Here is a 16,154-nt window from a genome sequence, read left to right as displayed (position 1 = left end):
AAATTGACAACTTGTCTGATTAAACTCTCAATCGCATCCTACCGTTAATATTTGTCTTTTTCTCAAACCATGTCTTTGGGTTTTAGACTGCCACCATCCTTGAGTTTGAGCCATTGCTATATCAAGAAATGATTGAGATTGAGAAAGGTTATACAGCAATATAGCAATACATTGACCAGCTAAAATAAGGGCAGCTTCTCTAATTTTTTCTTCTCTTTCTTTAAGAATCCGCCCATCCCATTCACTAACATTATTCAATTCTAAAAGTTTCGTAACCACATCTTGAAAATCTGACAATGATTTGGTTAAATCTAAACTTGCATATATATTTTTTGTCATTGGTAGGCGCTTTCCTTTCTTAAAACTATTGCTAAAAGGGAATCCTACCTTTTTTTGTGATCTTCCTGACAGATTAAAAGTATGTACGTTTTGTCAATATGTCCTTGTACAGAAATAAATCTATATGAAAATGATAATCATACACCAGGAAAGGGGTAGAGGCGAGCGACGCCTCTACCCCCGACTATTCGATTATCATTATCAATAAGCAAGCACATAATATTCTAATCAACGATCGCCGATGATCTTCGGAGCGACCATTATTGGCTTTTAAGTATTAATACTATGAAAATTGTCATAAATATTTTTTTGTACTGAAAAGAACGTTCAACGATCGCATGTTCTTTGGGGTCATCTAACAAAATCGCATTGCTCCCATAAAATCATGCCACTGTTGGGAAATACGATATTGTCCCTTATCCTTACGTCCAACAGCTAGAGTAGCAACCCCTACCTCTTCAAGCTTCTCTACCATGCGCTTAATTGTTCGAGTACTTTTACCAAGCGCTTTCGCTGCATCTGCGATCGCATTCCTACGAGCCCATCTGTGATAGGTTAAGGTTATCTACATTTTGTCAATACCTCTAAAGAATTAGAAAGACAATTTTGATAATGATAATCGCTCAGAGCGGGGGGAGGAGAGCCGAGCATTGCTCGGCTCTCCTCCCCTTATTTAGATTATCATTATTAATAGTGGGGAAGCAATCCAATTTGGTGGGGGCGATCGTTAATCTTGAATAAAACGATTTCAGGATAAATAGGTTATTGTTAGGTTGCACAAAGATGTCAAACTAAGTGATGACTTTTTTGGCTCACTACGATGTCTAAAAAAACAAAGCGTAATCCCGACCATGTCAAACGACATAATACTCCCACCATAAATAACGAAGTCATTGCTCAACATTTACAAGCTTTATTAACTCCAGCAATTGACACTCAACAAAAATACTATAAGCAATTAGGATTACGCGACCGTATAATTAATTTGTCTTTCATGGTAGCAGCAGTACTAACACTGCTATGGAGACAAGTTCCTTCTGTTCAAGAATTAACTCGTCTTTTGGCACGAGAAGATTTGTTATGGTGTCGTGCTACTAAAATTGCTCAACAATCACTTGCTGAAAGATTTTTAGTTTTTCCAGCCGAATTATTTGAACGAGTCTTTAAAGATTTACTGCCTCAATTACAACAGAATTGGCAGCAACGTACTCAACGTCCACTACCAGATAGTATTAAGTTTGCACAGAGGAACTTTGAACAAATCTGGGTAGCTGATGGAACAACATTGGAAGCTTTGTTCCGTAAGCTTAAAAGCCTAGAAGACTTGAAAACAGGTCACTTAGCCGGAAAGATTTGTACAGTCATTGATTTGGTGACTCGACTCCCTATCGAGATTTGGTTTCATACTAATCCATCAGCAAGTGATACTAATTTTGAGGCAGTACTTCTCAATTTACTGACTGCTAAAACTCTAATTTTATTGGACAGAGGATTTTATCATTTCCTATTTTTTGAAAAACTTATTAATCAAAATATTCACTTTATTACTCGATTCAAAGCCAAAGCATCTATTAAAGTATTAAAGGTATTTACTTATGATTATTCTGTTAAAGACCAATTGATTCAACTTGGTACTGGTCGAGGTGGTGCACCAATCCTTACTTTACGTTTTATAGAGATTAAAGTTGGTAAATCTATGTATTCTTACATTACTTCTGTTCTTGACCCAAATGTTTTACCTACCTACGTTGTCGCTGATTTATATCGGCGACGCTGGCGGATTGAAGACGCTTTTCACACGGTCAAACGCTTATTAGGATTGTCTTATTTGTGGACTGGCTCTATTAATGGTATCAAGTTACAGGTGTGGGCTACTTGGCTTTTTTATGCTGTTTTAGTTGACTTAGGGGATGCGATCGCGCTCCGAATTATCTCTCTGTTTTGCTCGCATTTCTTTGGAGATGGTTTATCGCGGTTTATATCATTTTAGCGTTGCCTACGACAAGGGCAAAGCCAAAGACCCAGTTAAGTACTTTGCTGCAAAAGAAAATCAAGACTTAGGTGTGGTCAAAGCACTCCGAAAGCCTGTGCCCAAGCTGGATTTATCACCTTTTCCTCTACCCCCCTTGACAAACGCACAGTTTTCTTAACCTATCACAGATGGACCAACTTGGATCTGGGGGAATGACTAAGGTTGAGATACCGGTTAGGACGGACTCTCCTAATTTTGCAATCGCCACTCGCTCAATCCGAGGTAAAAATAGTCCAAAAACTGCGGCTTCATAGATGATCGCTTCATAATCGGCAGGATATGACTCTAAAAGAATTTCTACTAATAGATCTATCCCTTTCTTGGCATCATAGATCTTGCCTTGATAATCTACTTGCCCGACCACTCCTACTTGCCAAAGCACTAGCGTACTTCGCCGATCAAATACTCGTCGATAGATTACGAAGTCATTTGCTTCGTAGCTCTGACAACCATATCTTGCTGGATCTATTCCTATGTCAGCAAACAGACAATCTTCGGCAGATATTCCTGGTAGCATCTGCGCTTCATAGCCTTCGGAGCGTGCCAACTGAATTGCTCTATGAGGAGGGGCGGCAAAGACTCTGAGCAATGTCAACAGCCGCCTGACCTACACCACAGCCCACATCTAAGACATAGTCTCCTGGTTGAATCCCGGCTCGGTAGGCGAGGAAAAGGTTACTAGAACCAGTCAGACCAGTTAATTCTGATTCTACGCCTGCCTTATGGTCGTAATAATCGGCGACTGTTTGCTGATATTGAGAAGAATCTGCTGACGTTTGCCCGCTGGCTGTAGGTTTGATAGCCTTAATGTCTCCCAAGAAAAGTGGCAAGTTTGGGAACTCGGTAGAGAGGATCGCCATCCTGAGACTATCACTGGGGATAATTCCAGTCATATTGCTCGTTTGGAGTTCCTGAAAACCAGCTGTGCTAGCTATCTCCGTTAATTCACTCATTCGGCGAAATTGACCGCCAGCAGCAATCTGTTGAAATTTTTCTAGATCCTGCTGCTGTTGCTCTGATAGCGGTGACTCTATGACAAAATACTCCCTGATATAAAGTTTTCCCCCAGGACGCAGGACTCGATATATCTCCTGAAACAGCTGTTGGGGATTGTAGGAGTGGAAGACGGTTTCGATACAAATTACAACATCAAAAATTTGATCGGCAAAAGGCAGCTGGTGATAGTCACCAACTTGAACCCGAACCCGATCGCTCAGTCCTGCCTGTTGCACTAGCTGCTAGCCTAGCCACCCTTGAGAGAATCTTTCCCTAGAGGACAGCACCAGCTCTGAGAAATCCAATTAGTAGCTAAAGTAAGCCACCTAATCAAACCCTGACAGAAGCAGAAACAAAATCTTGACCTTTTTTAAGAAGAGTAGCTCTTCGGAGATTCTACTCAGCTTCATGCCCAGCAAAGATGCTAGGGCAAGATTACAGGCTTACGCAATAAAGAAGAAGAAGCTTCTACCCCGCCATTTGGTTGGGAGTTGATGATGCCGCTTGTTCCAGTGGAACGTACCACGGGAGCAGTCACTTTAGGCTGTATTTTTTTCTTCTTGTCTTCTATGATATTACTCCTTTGTTTTTTTCGTTGAATCAGGTTAGCTTTACCCTAACAAAATTAGAGTTTGGCGTTTCCTTATTCCTTATTTAATTTAGAGAAATATTGTTTACTTTTCAACCCCTTTTTATGGTTATTTTTTTATTTGGTTTGATTTTTCAATAATACTAATTTATATGTTTGAAAAAATATTGAATTTTAGCTCGCTTTTTTATTTCCTTTACCAAGTTTCAAATTACAGCATTTTTCAATTAATAAAATACAGACAATATTTGCTGTAAAGCACTTTTGTGCCCTAAGCGTGTATTCAAATAAGATGAAATTCGCTGTACTTTGCGTTACCAGATAATAGCAATTACTGAGTTTAAAGTGAGTTCAGGAGTCTGTAAATTATCACCTGTAAATAGTTTTAGTATAGCGAAAATTAAAGCTGTCAACTATCATTTGACCTCTCTTAATAATTAAAATTATTCCTACTTTTGTTAGCCAAATTGAAGAAAATATTTATAAGGCGTATCATTTCTCTGGTGAAAAACATTTCAGCCAGAGAAACCCGGTAACGTGAGAATTTTAAAAGTGGAGAAACTGTGGGAGTGCGATCTGCCTTTGGCAGCAAGCTTCGCTTATCGCAACTAAAACTGTATCGGTAAGGGAGCGATCGCCATCTCATTGTGTGAGAAATTTAAACAGGCGATCGCAAAATACTTTGACTGCTGGGACGTTTCGTGCGTAGCCTTTCCCCATGAAAATCGCACTTGTGTGCGACTTCCACCAACTGAAGATTTTCAACTACGCTCAGGTGTCATCTCCTTAACGCCAAATCCGACCCCTACGGAAGGGTATCTTTGTCTCCTCAGGTAATAAATCTTTTACCACTCTCTTCCACCAGTATCCGTAATCTTCGAGTCCTGTAGAGTGGGTAAGGCTTTCTATAGCGCTTGCCTGGTCAACTATCGGTATCAAAGACTGACTCCAGGAGGCGTTGTATATCTTGCCGTTGTTGGGATTGCTTGTCCTGTCTTTGGCTGTAATGCCGCTGCCTTCGGATAAAGGAAAGTAGTCCGTCAGTCCTGGTTCGTCACCACGCAACCGATGGTACATATCCGTTATATAAAACCTACTCAAAGCTCATCAACAATATTCATTGCTTATTACTTTGAGCTTCGTTTAATTCCTGCTTCATTCTGGTAGTGTCGGCACTCACCAGTCCACAGGCTCTCACCGACTAACTGCCGGATACGTACAAACTTAAATTGATTGCTGCGTTTAAATCGCGATCAAGGCTGAATCCACAATGACCGCACTCAAAAACTCGCTCATTCAAAGTGAGTGTTTCTTTTTTGGTTCCACAGTTAGAGCAAGTCTTTGAGCTTGGGAACCATCGGTCTACCACTACCAATTTTGAACCATACAACTGGCACTTATAGGTCAATTGGCGACGGAACTCAAAGAAACTCATATCAGCTATCGCTTTGGCTAGTTTGTGGTTAGCCAGCAGTTAGAGTCGAGAGGGGATATTATTCCCCGTCCCTCTCTGTTAGAACCGTGCGTGCAGCGAAAGCTGCACACGGCTCCCGATATTCTTAAGGGATAACCCTTTTACTCATGAGGTTTCTCCGTCATATAACTTACTGCTGCGTTCGCTCCAGTAGGGCATGTCTCCGTCGAAAGGTGATTTGTTTCCTTCGACATTGACATGTTTATTTTCGGAGTAAGGAACTTCAGGGAACGCTTTTTTTATCAGCTTTGTAGTTGATTCTTTGTCGTTCCTTTTTTCCTTATTAAGCACTTTCCACGTTCTCTTGTTGATGTGCCAAAGTGAGAACCTTGACCCGTCCATTTTACAGAAGCGGTGGTAGTTTCTCCATCCTCTAACTATTGGCGCTAGCTTTTCAGCTTTTAGCTTAGAACCATAATTCGAGTTGTTGACAATAGCTTTTACCTTCTGACGGAATTTTTTGAAGTTTTCCACCGAAGGCGTACTTCTAAATTTCCCGTTACTTTGCACTTTGAAGTGCCAGCCAAGGAAGTCAAAACCATCTGTCGCGGCGGTTATTCTTGTCTTCTTTTCACTAAGCTTCATTCCTTTGTTGGCTAGGAATTTGTCGATTTTGTCAAGTATCTCTGTTGCATCGTCTTCTGGTCGGAGTAAGATAACCATATCATCCGCGTAGCGGATTGATGGTTCTACGATATTTTTTCCAGGGGTATTTTTAGTAATCCTGAACCCGTTTTTATGATATCGGTGGATACTTTCGATACCGTTGAGAGCGATGTTGGCTAATAGCGGACTTACCACGCCACCTTGTGGTGTACCTTGTTCGGGGAATTCTGGGTTTACTCCGGCTTTAAGGCAGCGGAATATGCCAGACTTAATGCCTTTAGGGGCGATAAGGTTCTCCATGATTGTGGTATGGCTTATCCTGTCGAAGCATTTTTCAATATCGAGTTCAATCACTCGTTTATTGATTCCATTGCTGTATGAGCGTAGATTTAGGAACAGAATTTTCTGGGCATCATGTGCCGAGCGTCCTGGTCTAAAGCCATAGCTTCTTTCGTGGAATGTTGCTTCGTGCGCTGGTTCTAGTGCAAACTTTACAAGGCATTGCCAAGCTCGGTCTGCAATAGTTGGAATTTTTAGCATTCTGGTACTGCCGTCCTTTTTAGGGATGGGAATACTACGTAACTTTTGGTGATACCAATCATTACTGGATGCTTTCAGCAGTTCCTCTAATTCCAATCGTTCCTCAAAGGTGAGAGACTTTTTGCCGTCGATTCCTGCTGTCTTCTTTCCAGCGTTTAGCTGCGATATTTGACGAATCGCCAAAAATCTAGCTGCTTTGGATTTCAGAATAAGCTTTTGAAGTGACAAGGCTTTACGCTTGTTTCCTTCTCGAATAGCTTTGAACACCCTACATTGCAGGCGAAATAAGTCGCGTCGGAATTTCTTCCAGTTTAGATTCTTCCAAGATTCACTAGTCTGGTGACTGTGCCTAATCATGCTCTACTCCGTTAGATGTTTTTCTGAATACCTTGCAGCAATTACGCCGCATCCTACCCAAATCAGAGGAGTTCCGTATCTCGTCTTACCTACCTGGGATTCGACCGTCCCAAGACCTTTGATTCGTTTTTATTCGTTCCCTCAGATGATTGGTTGTTCCATTAGGTGTAGCCATTTTAACCATCAGAAACCCATGATTCTTGCAGCTATCCAGGAAACAATGCTGCGGGTCTTGCTCTGATAAAGTCGGGTTCTAGGGATATGTCCCGCTTACGTATAGGTTACTTTTCTAGGCTCGGTTTCACCGTGGGAACCCCCTGTTAGCACCAGTGTCCACCCATAACGGTAGTCTGATTGTGCCCTGTTCCCAGCTTCACTCGGTAAGAATCGAGCTTACTCGGTGTGGGCAGATAAGGAGTCACGCATGAATCTTGCGGGTGGGACTTTCACCCACATCAGTCTGAGAGTTCAGTGTCTAGTTATCTAGATTTCACTGGCTTAGTTATGTACGGGCTGATTACCGTGATTCACTAAGCAACGAATCGCACTTGCTGATATATTCAAGTCCTCAATCACTACTGTGCCGTGGTTCTTGGCGAGCAATGTGGTGAGCTTGTGGAGTGTATCTTTACGGATGTTGGCAATCTTCCTGTGCAATATAGCAATCTGTAATTGCGCTTTTTTCCAATTAGCCGAACCGATAATTTTATGGCGGTTCAACCATTGCATTCTGGACAATTTAGCTTCATATTTATTGTAGGATTTAGCACCTAGAATTACCTCGCCAGTTGAGAGTGTAGCCAATGCTTTGACTCCTAAATCAACGCCTACAACGCTTGTTTGACTTGATTCTGAAGAATCTACTTCAAAACGAAAGCTGATAAACCATCTATCAGCTTGGCGGCTAATTGTTGCATATTTAATTAATACTTGAGGCAATCGTTCATAAGTTTTTAGGATACCAATCACAGGTACTTGAATCTTATTATTGCCTAATATTTTGACTGTACCTTCAAGTGTGAAAGAATCGCGCTTACCTTTCTTTTTAAACTTTGGAACACCAGCAGTTTTATTAAAGCATCGTTTCCATGCTTCTCTTAATGCCATTAATGCTTGTTGTGGTGTGGATTTAGATACTTCGTAGTACCATTCATTTTCTGACTTTACCAATCCTACCAACCATTTGTGCAGGTCAATAGCAGTAGGAAACTTAATCTTAGAGTCGGGATTTGCTTTGTTATGGTCGAGAATTTGTTTAGTTAACGCAAGACCCCAATTCCAAGCGTGACGTGCTACTCCACAATGTTGTATCAATGCTTTGCGTTGTTGGTTATTTAGTTTCAATTCTGTTTTGAAACCTAATAGCACTATGACACCTCCTTAACTACTTGAGTTATACCGTCTATGAGTTTCTTATTTTTCTTAGAGCGTGAACCGTAGAGACGCGCTGAGAACACAGTGATAAGTTCAATCATTAGACAGTGTTGCCAGATTATTAAGAAATATATCTTCTAACTTTTATCGAGCAAAGCTTTTATCAAAATCTGGAGAACTGACCAGAGGTTGCACTAGCTTAAAGAAGTGGAATAACTCATTTCTTGCACATAAAAAATAAAGGTCAATTTCATGACTAAGTATGAAATGAGGCATTCGTTGGAGGTAAAGTAAAATTAAGAATAGTTGCAAATCGCGGCGGCGATTGGTAATGCTGCACTTTAAGGAAGCGATCGCCTATCAGAACAAACCATGCAAATGTTTGTCGAAGCAAACATGGTGCAGAAGCCGGCAATCTTGCGTTGAAAAGTTCTCCATTCAGGAAAAGATGTCAAGGGATGTCCAAGGATTTAGTTACAGTTTCTAGCCTTTTTCAAGAATTCCTTCACATACGTCCAGAAAACTGGATATAACTGACAATGGCTCCTGCTGTAGGTAAATTAGTAGCAACCATAACCTGATTGATATTGCATACCCTTAACATCGCTTCTTGATTTGCCACTTTTGATGCTTTTTTGAAAATCTCTCAAAAAAATGACTGCCAAAATATCTCCCGAAGCTACCTTTGCAGCAATAGTTTGATATCCTCCAGATGTAGCGGCAGAAATTTGTTCGGTGATAATAATAACCCAAGTTGCGGGTTATCGACGGATGTGTGTTTGTTACCATTCAATTCATGCGATCGCTGACAACAAATCATGCGATCGCCTGCAACAAGGTGGCAATGGCGCTACGCGTCACCGGGCATTTAACTTGCTACAACTGTTCAGCTACTTAAATAATTTTCAGTTGTATAAATTACTTATTCAATAAAAGCTTGTTGAAGAGTAAAAGAAAAAATGAATGCTTGTAGCTTAAGTAAAAACCCTTGATAAGTGACTGCATGTATTGATTTTGGGAAAACACAAGTGATACTACTAAATACAGTTTCGATATAATGCCGAGTATGTTGTTTAATATATTGATTCCACGGCTGATCTTGACGCTTGGAGTTCTTTTTCCGCATGACTTGTAAAGAAATTTGACTTGTTTGTTCACTCGTCACCTCAATGGTGTAATCAGTGTAAGCTGAATCACCATAAAGTTCACTACCAGCTGGGAGATTTAAAGGTAAGGCAGAATAGCGCACGTACATCGTTAGCATTACCAGGCATAAACACAAATTCTACGCGACGTGTCGGCGGACAGAAGATTCTGTCCGTCGAACCGTCGCAGGAATACCATTTTTGGTTGTTAATAACTGAACTCGAACGCCGTAAAAATATCGTTTTTTCGATGCGATGTAACCTGTATACTCCTCAGACTGGATTATTTTTACATTAAAGATCCGGATGTTGTCACAGATGGGCACTGGAAACGAGTCTAAAAGATATTCAGTGGAATCACTAATTTCTTTCAATATCATTCCTATTTGATGAAACAAGTCGTTGATTAACATTGAGACACTGTGTAATCTCCGGTTAAATCGTGACTTTTCTAACATATTAGATATCAAATTATGGTCTTTCATATAGCTACAAGCCTTGCTCTGATTACCATTAAAGAACATCGCCGCGCAGATGGCAGTTGTAATAATTTCTGCGTCATTCATCTCTCGGCGACAGTCTTCACTATGCCTAATCGCCTTTAACAAGTCATCGATAATAGCATAGACAGTAATTATTTCGTTTAACATATTCCCCTCCGTTTTTCATATCTGGAGGGGATTTTATTGCACAAAGCGATCACCTGAATCAATAACTAGCAACTTGGGTTAATACCACTTTGGCTGGATAATATTTCGCTGACTGAGGGCAAAGCTTTTGAGCGATCGTGCGTTTCTCTAGGCAGTAAGGATTTAGTGATTTTGTACTATTTCAGCAATAGAGTAGTCAGTCGTGGATATTCGCCTATTTTGCACAAGAGTAGTCTTTTATGTCAGTTATGCCAGAAATATATTCTGGCATCTAAAAAGCTGACTAGGTAACTGCCTAATCCCGTGGTAGCTAATAAGAGTTGCTTATTGTTTTTGTAATAATACAGATTCTCTCAAGTGCAATCCATATAAGCCTTTGTCAGTATTATGATACAAATTGGCTTATGTCAGATTTATGCCACTTATGCCTTATGCCAAGAGCATTATTTTGCTATAATCTATGCCAGGAACCAGACTTGAACTGGTGACACGAGGATTTTCAGTCCTCTGCTCTACCAACTGAGCTATCCCGGCGCGGCGTTTGCTTGCCACGATTATTAATATTAGCAAACTAATAAGGGTTCGTCAACTAGCTGAAGGAAAGAAAAATTTATGCCGCTTTCATAGTCAACTTCACCCAGCTAAAAACAGCTACGAATACGATAAACTGCACAAGAACAATACTTGGACCAGAAGCAAAGTTGAAAAGACCCGATATGATTATGCCAGCGATGCTGGTGGTGGAGCCGAAAATAACTGACATTACCAGAAAGCGGCTAAAGTTATGACTTATTAGTTTCGCAATCGAGGCAGGAATTACTAAAAAGGCATTTACCAGTAAAACGCCGACGGCTTTAATCGCCACAGCAACGGCTAATGACAGCAATACTACAAATGCGTAGCGATACAATTGTACTGGAATGCCTTGAATCTTTGCCACGGCGGGGTTAAGGGTCAACAAAATTTGCTGGCGCAGGCTTGAAAGTAAGAATATGCTACTTAAGACAAGCACTAACAGTGTCAAAATTAAATCTGTGGTATTGATGGCGAGAATATCGCCGAACAGCACACTCATCAAGTTGCCGCGATATCCTTGAATTAGGCTAGTGAGAATTACGCCTAGAGCTAATGCTCCTGACAAGACAATACTAAGAACGCTATCGCTACCTAAATCGGTTTTGTCAATCAAGTAGAGGACAACAACGCCAAAAACTAAAGTAAATGGTAGTAGCATCCAAGTGGGGTTTAACTGTAACAACACACCCAACGCTACTCCTACCAAAGCAGCATGACCAACAGCATGGCTGAAAAAAGATAACGAACGCAAGGTGACAAAACTACCTAAAACACCGCCAAGTATTCCCATTAAAACAGCACCAGCGATCGCACGTTGCATAAAGGGAAATTCTAACAACGTCACCAAGTCATTACCATTAATGACAGCTAGCCAAGTCAACAAGCAATCATCGCTTATATACATTAGTAATTTCTGATACTTTGTAATAGTTATACTGGAAGTATATAATTTTTCGACTCATAAAGTAATTGCACTTTAATTTTTCATGCTATGTCAGCCAAAAATACTGTTGCTTATACTGTCAATAATTCTCTTCCCAATACGAAAGATATACACAACGACTCAAAAGACGAGATAAATGATGATAATGTCCAACCCCTACAAGAATGGCTTCTTAGTAGCGATAAAGCCCAACGCATGGCAGAATTTTTTAGCTTTTTAGGGGATGCTAATCGCTTGCGAATTCTCTCTGTTTTAGCCAAAGAAGAACTTTGTGTCAGCGATTTAGCCGCATTATTAGAAATGAGTTAATCTGCTGTTTCTCATCAATTGCGAAACTTACGGGCAATGCGCTTAGTCAGTTATCGCAAACAAGGTCGCAATGTCTTCTATCAACTTCACGACAGCCATGTTTTCCATCTTTACCAAGCTGTTGCAGAACACCTTGATGAAAGTGAAGAGTGAGGAGTTAAGAGTGAGGAGTGAGGAGTTAAGAGTGAGGAGTGAGGAGTTAAGAGTGAGAAATAAAATCATAACTCCAAACTTTTAACTCCAGACTTTTAACTCCGCGCCAAGGCGCCTCCTAACTTTTAACTCAGTGGTGATGATGGTAGCGACTGAAAACAGGACTGTATGTTGCTAACAGATTTTCTGGTGATAAAGCAATTTCTGGCTTTCCAGTACAAACAATAGTTTGATTGAGACAAAGAACGCGATCGCAATGCCGACTTACCATATCAATATCATGAGAAATCTGCAACACCGTCCAACCCTCTTCCTGCTTTAATTCATTCAACAAAGCATAAAAATCCGCCGCACCTTGCACATCTACCCCAGCAAAAGCTTCATCTAATACCAACAGTTTCCTTGATACCACCAAGCAATAAGCTAGCAACACTCGCTTTAATTGACCACCGCTAAGAGTCCCAATAGCTTGATTCCGCACATGGTAAGCATCAGTTCGTCGCAAAGCTTCTGCTACTGCTACTGATTTTTCCGAGTCTTGTTTCCACAACCTATGAAAAAATGACTTTTCTCCTTGTCCCCTTGTCCCCCTGTCTCCCCTGTCCCCCCTGTCCCCCCTGTCCTCTTCATTCACCCATCCCAGTCCTACCAACTCACTAACAGAAATCGGAAAACTGCGATCAAATATGAAATTTTGCGGCATATAACCCAACTGATGACGTAAATGCCCTAGTCTTGTAATCGGGCGACCAAATATTTCAATTGTCCCACTACTGCGCGGAATCAAATCTAAAACCGCTTGTACTAAAGTACTTTTACCCGCACCATTGGGACCAACTATGGCTGTATTTGTTCCTGGCAATAATTCAAAAGAAACATCTCTCACGGCAGTTGTTTTGCCTTGGTATACAGTTAATCCCTCTACTTTTAAAATGGGGAATGTCACTTCTTGGTCACTGGTCATTGCGAATTGGTAATTGGTAATTGAGTAAGAACAAACAAAGAATAAATCATTAATTTAAACATCCAATTTATTTGCAAGCAGTTTCTAAAGTTTGCAAATTAGCTTTCATCGCTTCAAAATAATATTGCGGATTCGTTTTACCAGTTTCCAAAGAATCCAGCGGACGTAAAGTCAAATTCAAATCTTTGGAAAGGCTAGTTAACAATTTGTTATCTACTCCCGGTTCGCTAAACAAAGCTTTAACTTTATACTTTTTGACTGCATTAACTGCATTTTGCACATCTGCTGGTGCAAGTTGATCTTCAGGAATTTCTACTACAGCAAGCTGTTTAAGTTTATAGCGTTGTGCTAGATATGGATATGCATCATGGAAAGTGAGAAAAGTACAGTTAGGAGTTTTTTCTAAAGTCTGTTCAAATTCGTTATTTAAACTTTCTAATTCTTTGATATAATTGGCTGCATTCGCTTCATAAGTAGCCTTATTTGCGGGGTCAGCAGCAATTAAACCATCGCGAATATTGATAACTTGCTGTTTAGCTAAAACTGGATCTAACCAAACATGGGGGTTCCCCTCAGCGTGTTCGTGTTCTTCTTTCGCGGTTTTTTCTACGGGAGAAATTTCATTTAAAGGTTTAATATTAATGCTGGCATCAATTTGAGCTAATTTAGGATTTTGGGCATTTTTTACTGTATTTTCGAGAAATTCTTCTAAACCCAAGCCGTTTTTTACCAATACATTTGCAGTAGCGATCGCTTTCACATTATTCGGTGTAGCCTGGTATTCATGCACCTCTGTACCCGGTGGCACTAATATTTCTACATCTGCTGCATCTCCAGTCACCGCTTTGGTAAATATATACATCGGTAAAAACGTTGTCACTACCTTAGTTTTGCCTGTTCCCGAAGATGCAGCCTCTTGTACTTTCGGTGACTGTTCCGGATTTGTAGCCTGATTCGTGTTCGCTTGGCTACATCCGACAACTGTTAACAGTAATAAAGCAACTAATCTTTTTGTTTTATTTACTACACGATTCCCAAACACTGTTTTCTCCCCTTAAGATGCTTGCGTATTGACAATGAGACTTATTCTATCTCAAAATGAGAATAATAATTCTCATTCTCGGTATGTTTGCAAGATATTTAGAAGAGCGATGGCTCCGCCAAAGCATGAAAGGCTAACGCACCAGAATATGCTATATTTTGGCAATAGTATGGTGCTGTTTTTCCTCAAGCTTTACTTAATTAGTGATAATTTATAGGTTTTTCCTGTTAAAGGGTCTGCTAACTCTGATAAATTAACTGAGAAGACTTATTAATAAAATCAGCTGTCAGAGAAAGACTGTAGTAGGTGTGAGGAGAAAAATGAAAACAGTATGGAAGTCTTTGTTGGCTAGTCCAGCAGTGTTCGGTGCGATGCTATTTGTTAATTCTGGGGCTATGGGAGGAGAAACTCCAGCCACTAGGGAAATAACTGACCCGCTAGTGACTGAAAGTAACACCGAAGACCAAAAAATGTCACAGGTGAACTCAGTTTCTCAACTATCGGACGTGAAACCTACAGACTGGGCATTCCAAGCGTTGCAATCGTTGGTAGAACGATATGGCTGTATTGCCGGATACCCGAATGGCACATATCGCGGTAATCGGGCGATGACAAGGTATGAGTTTGCCGCAGGTTTGAATGCTTGTTTAGATCGAGTTAATGAATTAATCGCTACAGCTACAACTGATTTGGTAACAAAAGAAGATTTAGCCACATTGCAAAGGCTGCGAGAACAATTTAGTGCGGAATTGGCTACGCTGCGCGGTCGTGTGGATGCAGTGGAAGTGAAAGCTGCTGAGTTGGAAGCGAATCAATTTTCTACTACAACTAAACTGACTGGCGAAGTTGTGGCTGTAGTCAGCGATGTCTTGGGTGGAAGAAGAGTTAATGATGAAGACATTGTAGAGGAAAATACAACACTAGGGGCGCGAGCGCGTGTAGAATTTACTACCAGCTTTACAGGCAAAGATGAACTTTTCACCAGAATTCAGACTAATAATATTGTCAGCCCTAACCTTTTCACACCAGAGGGTAGCCTGTTTTTTGGTGAGACTAGTGAAGATGCTAGCAATGATGCTTTAATTGATGCATTGTATTACAAATTCCCCCTTGGCGAAAAGACAGAGGTGATTGTTCTTGCCAATGCGGGTGCGGCGGACGATATTACTAATACTGTCAATATCTTTGATGGAGATGGTGGATCTGGTGCTTTATCCAGCTTTGGCGTGCGTAACCCAATTTATTACCATCTGGATGGTGCGGGGTTGGGAATAAATCAAGAGTTCGGTGATAAATTATCACTTTCGTTAGGATATTTGGGGACTACAGCTAATGACCCCACCTCAGATAATGGCTTGTTCAATGGACCTTATGGGGCTTTGGCACAGCTTACATTTAAACCAAGCGATCGCTTTACGATTGGCTTTACTTACATCAATTCCTACAATGAAGAATTAGGTACTGGTAGCAATCGGGCAAATCCGATATCATTCCTTGGATCTCAACTTGTCCCTCCTCCTTCTGTTACTGGAGAACCGGGCGAAGTGAATGTGCCATTTGCTAGTAATTCCTACGGTATAGAAGCATCCTTAGGTCTGAGCGATAAATTTGTTTTGGGTGGTTGGGTAGGCTACACCAACGCACGCAACCTATCCACAGAAGGAGGATTAGTTGACCGGGGAGAACTTGATATTTGGAACTGGGCTGTAACTTTAGGATTCCCAGACCTCGGTAAAAAAGGCAACTTAGCTGGCATCATATTTGGTATGGAACCAAAAGTAACAAGTTCCAGCATCAATGAAATCTCTAGAGACAGAGATACTTCCTATCACATTGAAGCTTTCTACCAATATCAAGTGAGTGACAATATCTCCATCACCCCAGGAGTAATTTGGTTAACCGCACCAGATCATAACAACAATAACGATGATGTTGTAATTGGTGCCTTGAGAACTACCTTCAGCTTCTAAACTGAACTTTCCCCAGCGCAAATGTACTAAGCAAGGCTTAAAACGTTGTGTAGTACATTTGCACTAAATTTCGTTCAGTTTAAGCTGCAATAAGG

The 16,154-nt window shown here is 40.7% G+C and carries 11 protein-coding genes, 1 tRNA gene and 5 pseudogenes; 4 read left to right on the top strand and 13 right to left on the bottom strand.

What is annotated here, in order from left to right; genetic code table 11:
• Positions 1-36: 36 nt before the first annotated feature.
• A pseudogene (locus tag AABK37_RS20220) lies at positions 37-339 on the bottom strand (ISLre2-like element ISCst1 family transposase); the annotation flags it as partial.
• Between the two features lie 820 nt (positions 340-1,159).
• Between AABK37_RS20220 and AABK37_RS20215 the strand changes: the two are divergent.
• A pseudogene (locus AABK37_RS20215) lies at positions 1,160-2,456 on the top strand (IS4 family transposase); the annotation flags it as partial.
• Here AABK37_RS20215 and AABK37_RS20210 read toward each other — a convergent pair.
• The 7 genes and pseudogenes from AABK37_RS20210 to AABK37_RS20180 form a co-directional block, all read right to left on the bottom strand.
• Positions 2,457-2,918 carry a hypothetical protein gene (locus AABK37_RS20210; RefSeq protein WP_432553322.1) on the bottom strand — a complete coding sequence of 154 codons (462 nt, stop codon included), beginning with the start codon at positions 2,916-2,918 and terminating at the stop codon, positions 2,457-2,459. It abuts the pseudogene before it with no gap.
• Between the two features lie 10 nt (positions 2,919-2,928).
• Positions 2,929-3,603 (bottom strand): methyltransferase domain-containing protein, encoded by a 675-nt coding sequence (locus AABK37_RS20205; RefSeq protein ID WP_432553321.1) that lies wholly within the window; start codon positions 3,601-3,603, stop codon positions 2,929-2,931.
• 1,139 nt (positions 3,604-4,742) lie between these two features.
• Complete coding sequence (locus tag AABK37_RS20200; protein WP_432553320.1) at positions 4,743-5,033, bottom strand: cyanobactin biosynthesis PatC/TenC/TruC family protein; 291 nt, start codon at positions 5,031-5,033, stop codon at positions 4,743-4,745.
• Between the two features lie 124 nt (positions 5,034-5,157).
• Positions 5,158-5,427: an RNA-guided endonuclease InsQ/TnpB family protein gene (locus AABK37_RS20195; protein WP_432553340.1), complete on the bottom strand. Its 270-nt coding sequence runs from the start codon at positions 5,425-5,427 to the stop codon at positions 5,158-5,160.
• Between the two features lie 108 nt (positions 5,428-5,535).
• Positions 5,536-6,933 (bottom strand): reverse transcriptase domain-containing protein, encoded by a 1,398-nt coding sequence (locus AABK37_RS20190; RefSeq protein WP_432553319.1) that lies wholly within the window; start codon positions 6,931-6,933, stop codon positions 5,536-5,538.
• A 498-nt stretch (positions 6,934-7,431) separates the two neighbouring features.
• Entirely contained in the window at positions 7,432-8,301 is an 870-nt protein-coding gene (locus AABK37_RS20185; protein WP_432553318.1) for an RNA-guided endonuclease InsQ/TnpB family protein, read from the bottom strand.
• Positions 8,301-8,408: pseudogene (locus tag AABK37_RS20180) on the bottom strand (IS607 family transposase); the annotation flags it as partial. The pseudogene AABK37_RS20180 and the gene AABK37_RS20185, both read right to left, overlap by 1 nt.
• A 674-nt stretch (positions 8,409-9,082) precedes the next feature.
• On the opposite strand from AABK37_RS20180, the gene AABK37_RS20175 reads away from it, so the two are divergent.
• Positions 9,083-9,205 carry a hypothetical protein gene (locus tag AABK37_RS20175; protein ID WP_432553317.1) on the top strand — a complete coding sequence of 41 codons (123 nt, stop codon included), beginning with the start codon at positions 9,083-9,085 and terminating at the stop codon, positions 9,203-9,205.
• 24 nt (positions 9,206-9,229) lie between these two features.
• On the opposite strand, the pseudogene AABK37_RS20170 reads toward AABK37_RS20175, so the two are convergent.
• The 3 genes and pseudogenes from AABK37_RS20170 to AABK37_RS20160 form a co-directional block, all read right to left on the bottom strand.
• Positions 9,230-10,102, bottom strand: a pseudogene (locus AABK37_RS20170) (IS982 family transposase).
• A 461-nt stretch (positions 10,103-10,563) separates the two neighbouring features.
• Positions 10,564-10,636, bottom strand: a tRNA-Phe gene (locus tag AABK37_RS20165).
• A gap of 76 nt (positions 10,637-10,712) precedes the next feature.
• Positions 10,713-11,582 carry a metal ABC transporter permease gene (locus tag AABK37_RS20160; RefSeq protein ID WP_432553316.1) on the bottom strand — a complete coding sequence of 290 codons (870 nt, stop codon included), beginning with the start codon at positions 11,580-11,582 and terminating at the stop codon, positions 10,713-10,715.
• 234 nt (positions 11,583-11,816) lie between these two features.
• Between AABK37_RS20160 and AABK37_RS20155 the strand changes: the two are divergent.
• A pseudogene (locus tag AABK37_RS20155) lies at positions 11,817-12,083 on the top strand (ArsR/SmtB family transcription factor).
• 130 nt (positions 12,084-12,213) lie between these two features.
• On the opposite strand, the gene AABK37_RS20150 reads toward AABK37_RS20155, so the two are convergent.
• Positions 12,214-13,029, bottom strand: coding sequence for a metal ABC transporter ATP-binding protein (locus tag AABK37_RS20150; RefSeq protein ID WP_432553339.1), 816 nt, complete (start codon positions 13,027-13,029; stop codon positions 12,214-12,216).
• An 85-nt stretch (positions 13,030-13,114) separates the two neighbouring features.
• Entirely contained in the window at positions 13,115-14,038 is a 924-nt protein-coding gene (locus tag AABK37_RS20145; RefSeq protein WP_432553338.1) for a metal ABC transporter substrate-binding protein, read from the bottom strand.
• 371 nt (positions 14,039-14,409) lie between these two features.
• On the opposite strand from AABK37_RS20145, the gene AABK37_RS20140 reads away from it, so the two are divergent.
• A complete protein-coding gene (locus AABK37_RS20140) occupies positions 14,410-16,059 on the top strand; it encodes an iron uptake porin (RefSeq protein WP_432553315.1) in 1,650 nt (549 codons plus the stop codon).
• The last annotated feature ends 95 nt before the right edge of the window (positions 16,060-16,154 follow it).

Origin of the sequence: Tolypothrix sp. VBCCA 56010, from assembly GCF_050875635.1 — a bacterium.
Classification (GTDB): Bacteria; Cyanobacteriota; Cyanobacteriia; order Cyanobacteriales; family Nostocaceae; genus Hassallia.
This window is presented reverse-complemented; position numbering and strand designations above follow the sequence as displayed.

What these genes read in the sequence shown, in the direction of transcription:
- AABK37_RS20160 (WP_432553316.1), bottom strand. Translation starts at nt 11,582, where the DNA reads ATGTATATAAGCGATGATTGCTTGTTGACTTGGCTAGCTGTCATTAAT.
- AABK37_RS20200 (WP_432553320.1), bottom strand. Translation starts at nt 5,033, where the DNA reads ATGTACCATCGGTTGCGTGGTGACGAACCAGGACTGACGGACTACTTT.
- AABK37_RS20190 (WP_432553319.1), bottom strand. Translation starts at nt 6,933, where the DNA reads ATGATTAGGCACAGTCACCAGACTAGTGAATCTTGGAAGAATCTAAAC.
- AABK37_RS20140 (WP_432553315.1), top strand. Translation starts at nt 14,410, where the DNA reads ATGAAAACAGTATGGAAGTCTTTGTTGGCTAGTCCAGCAGTGTTCGGT.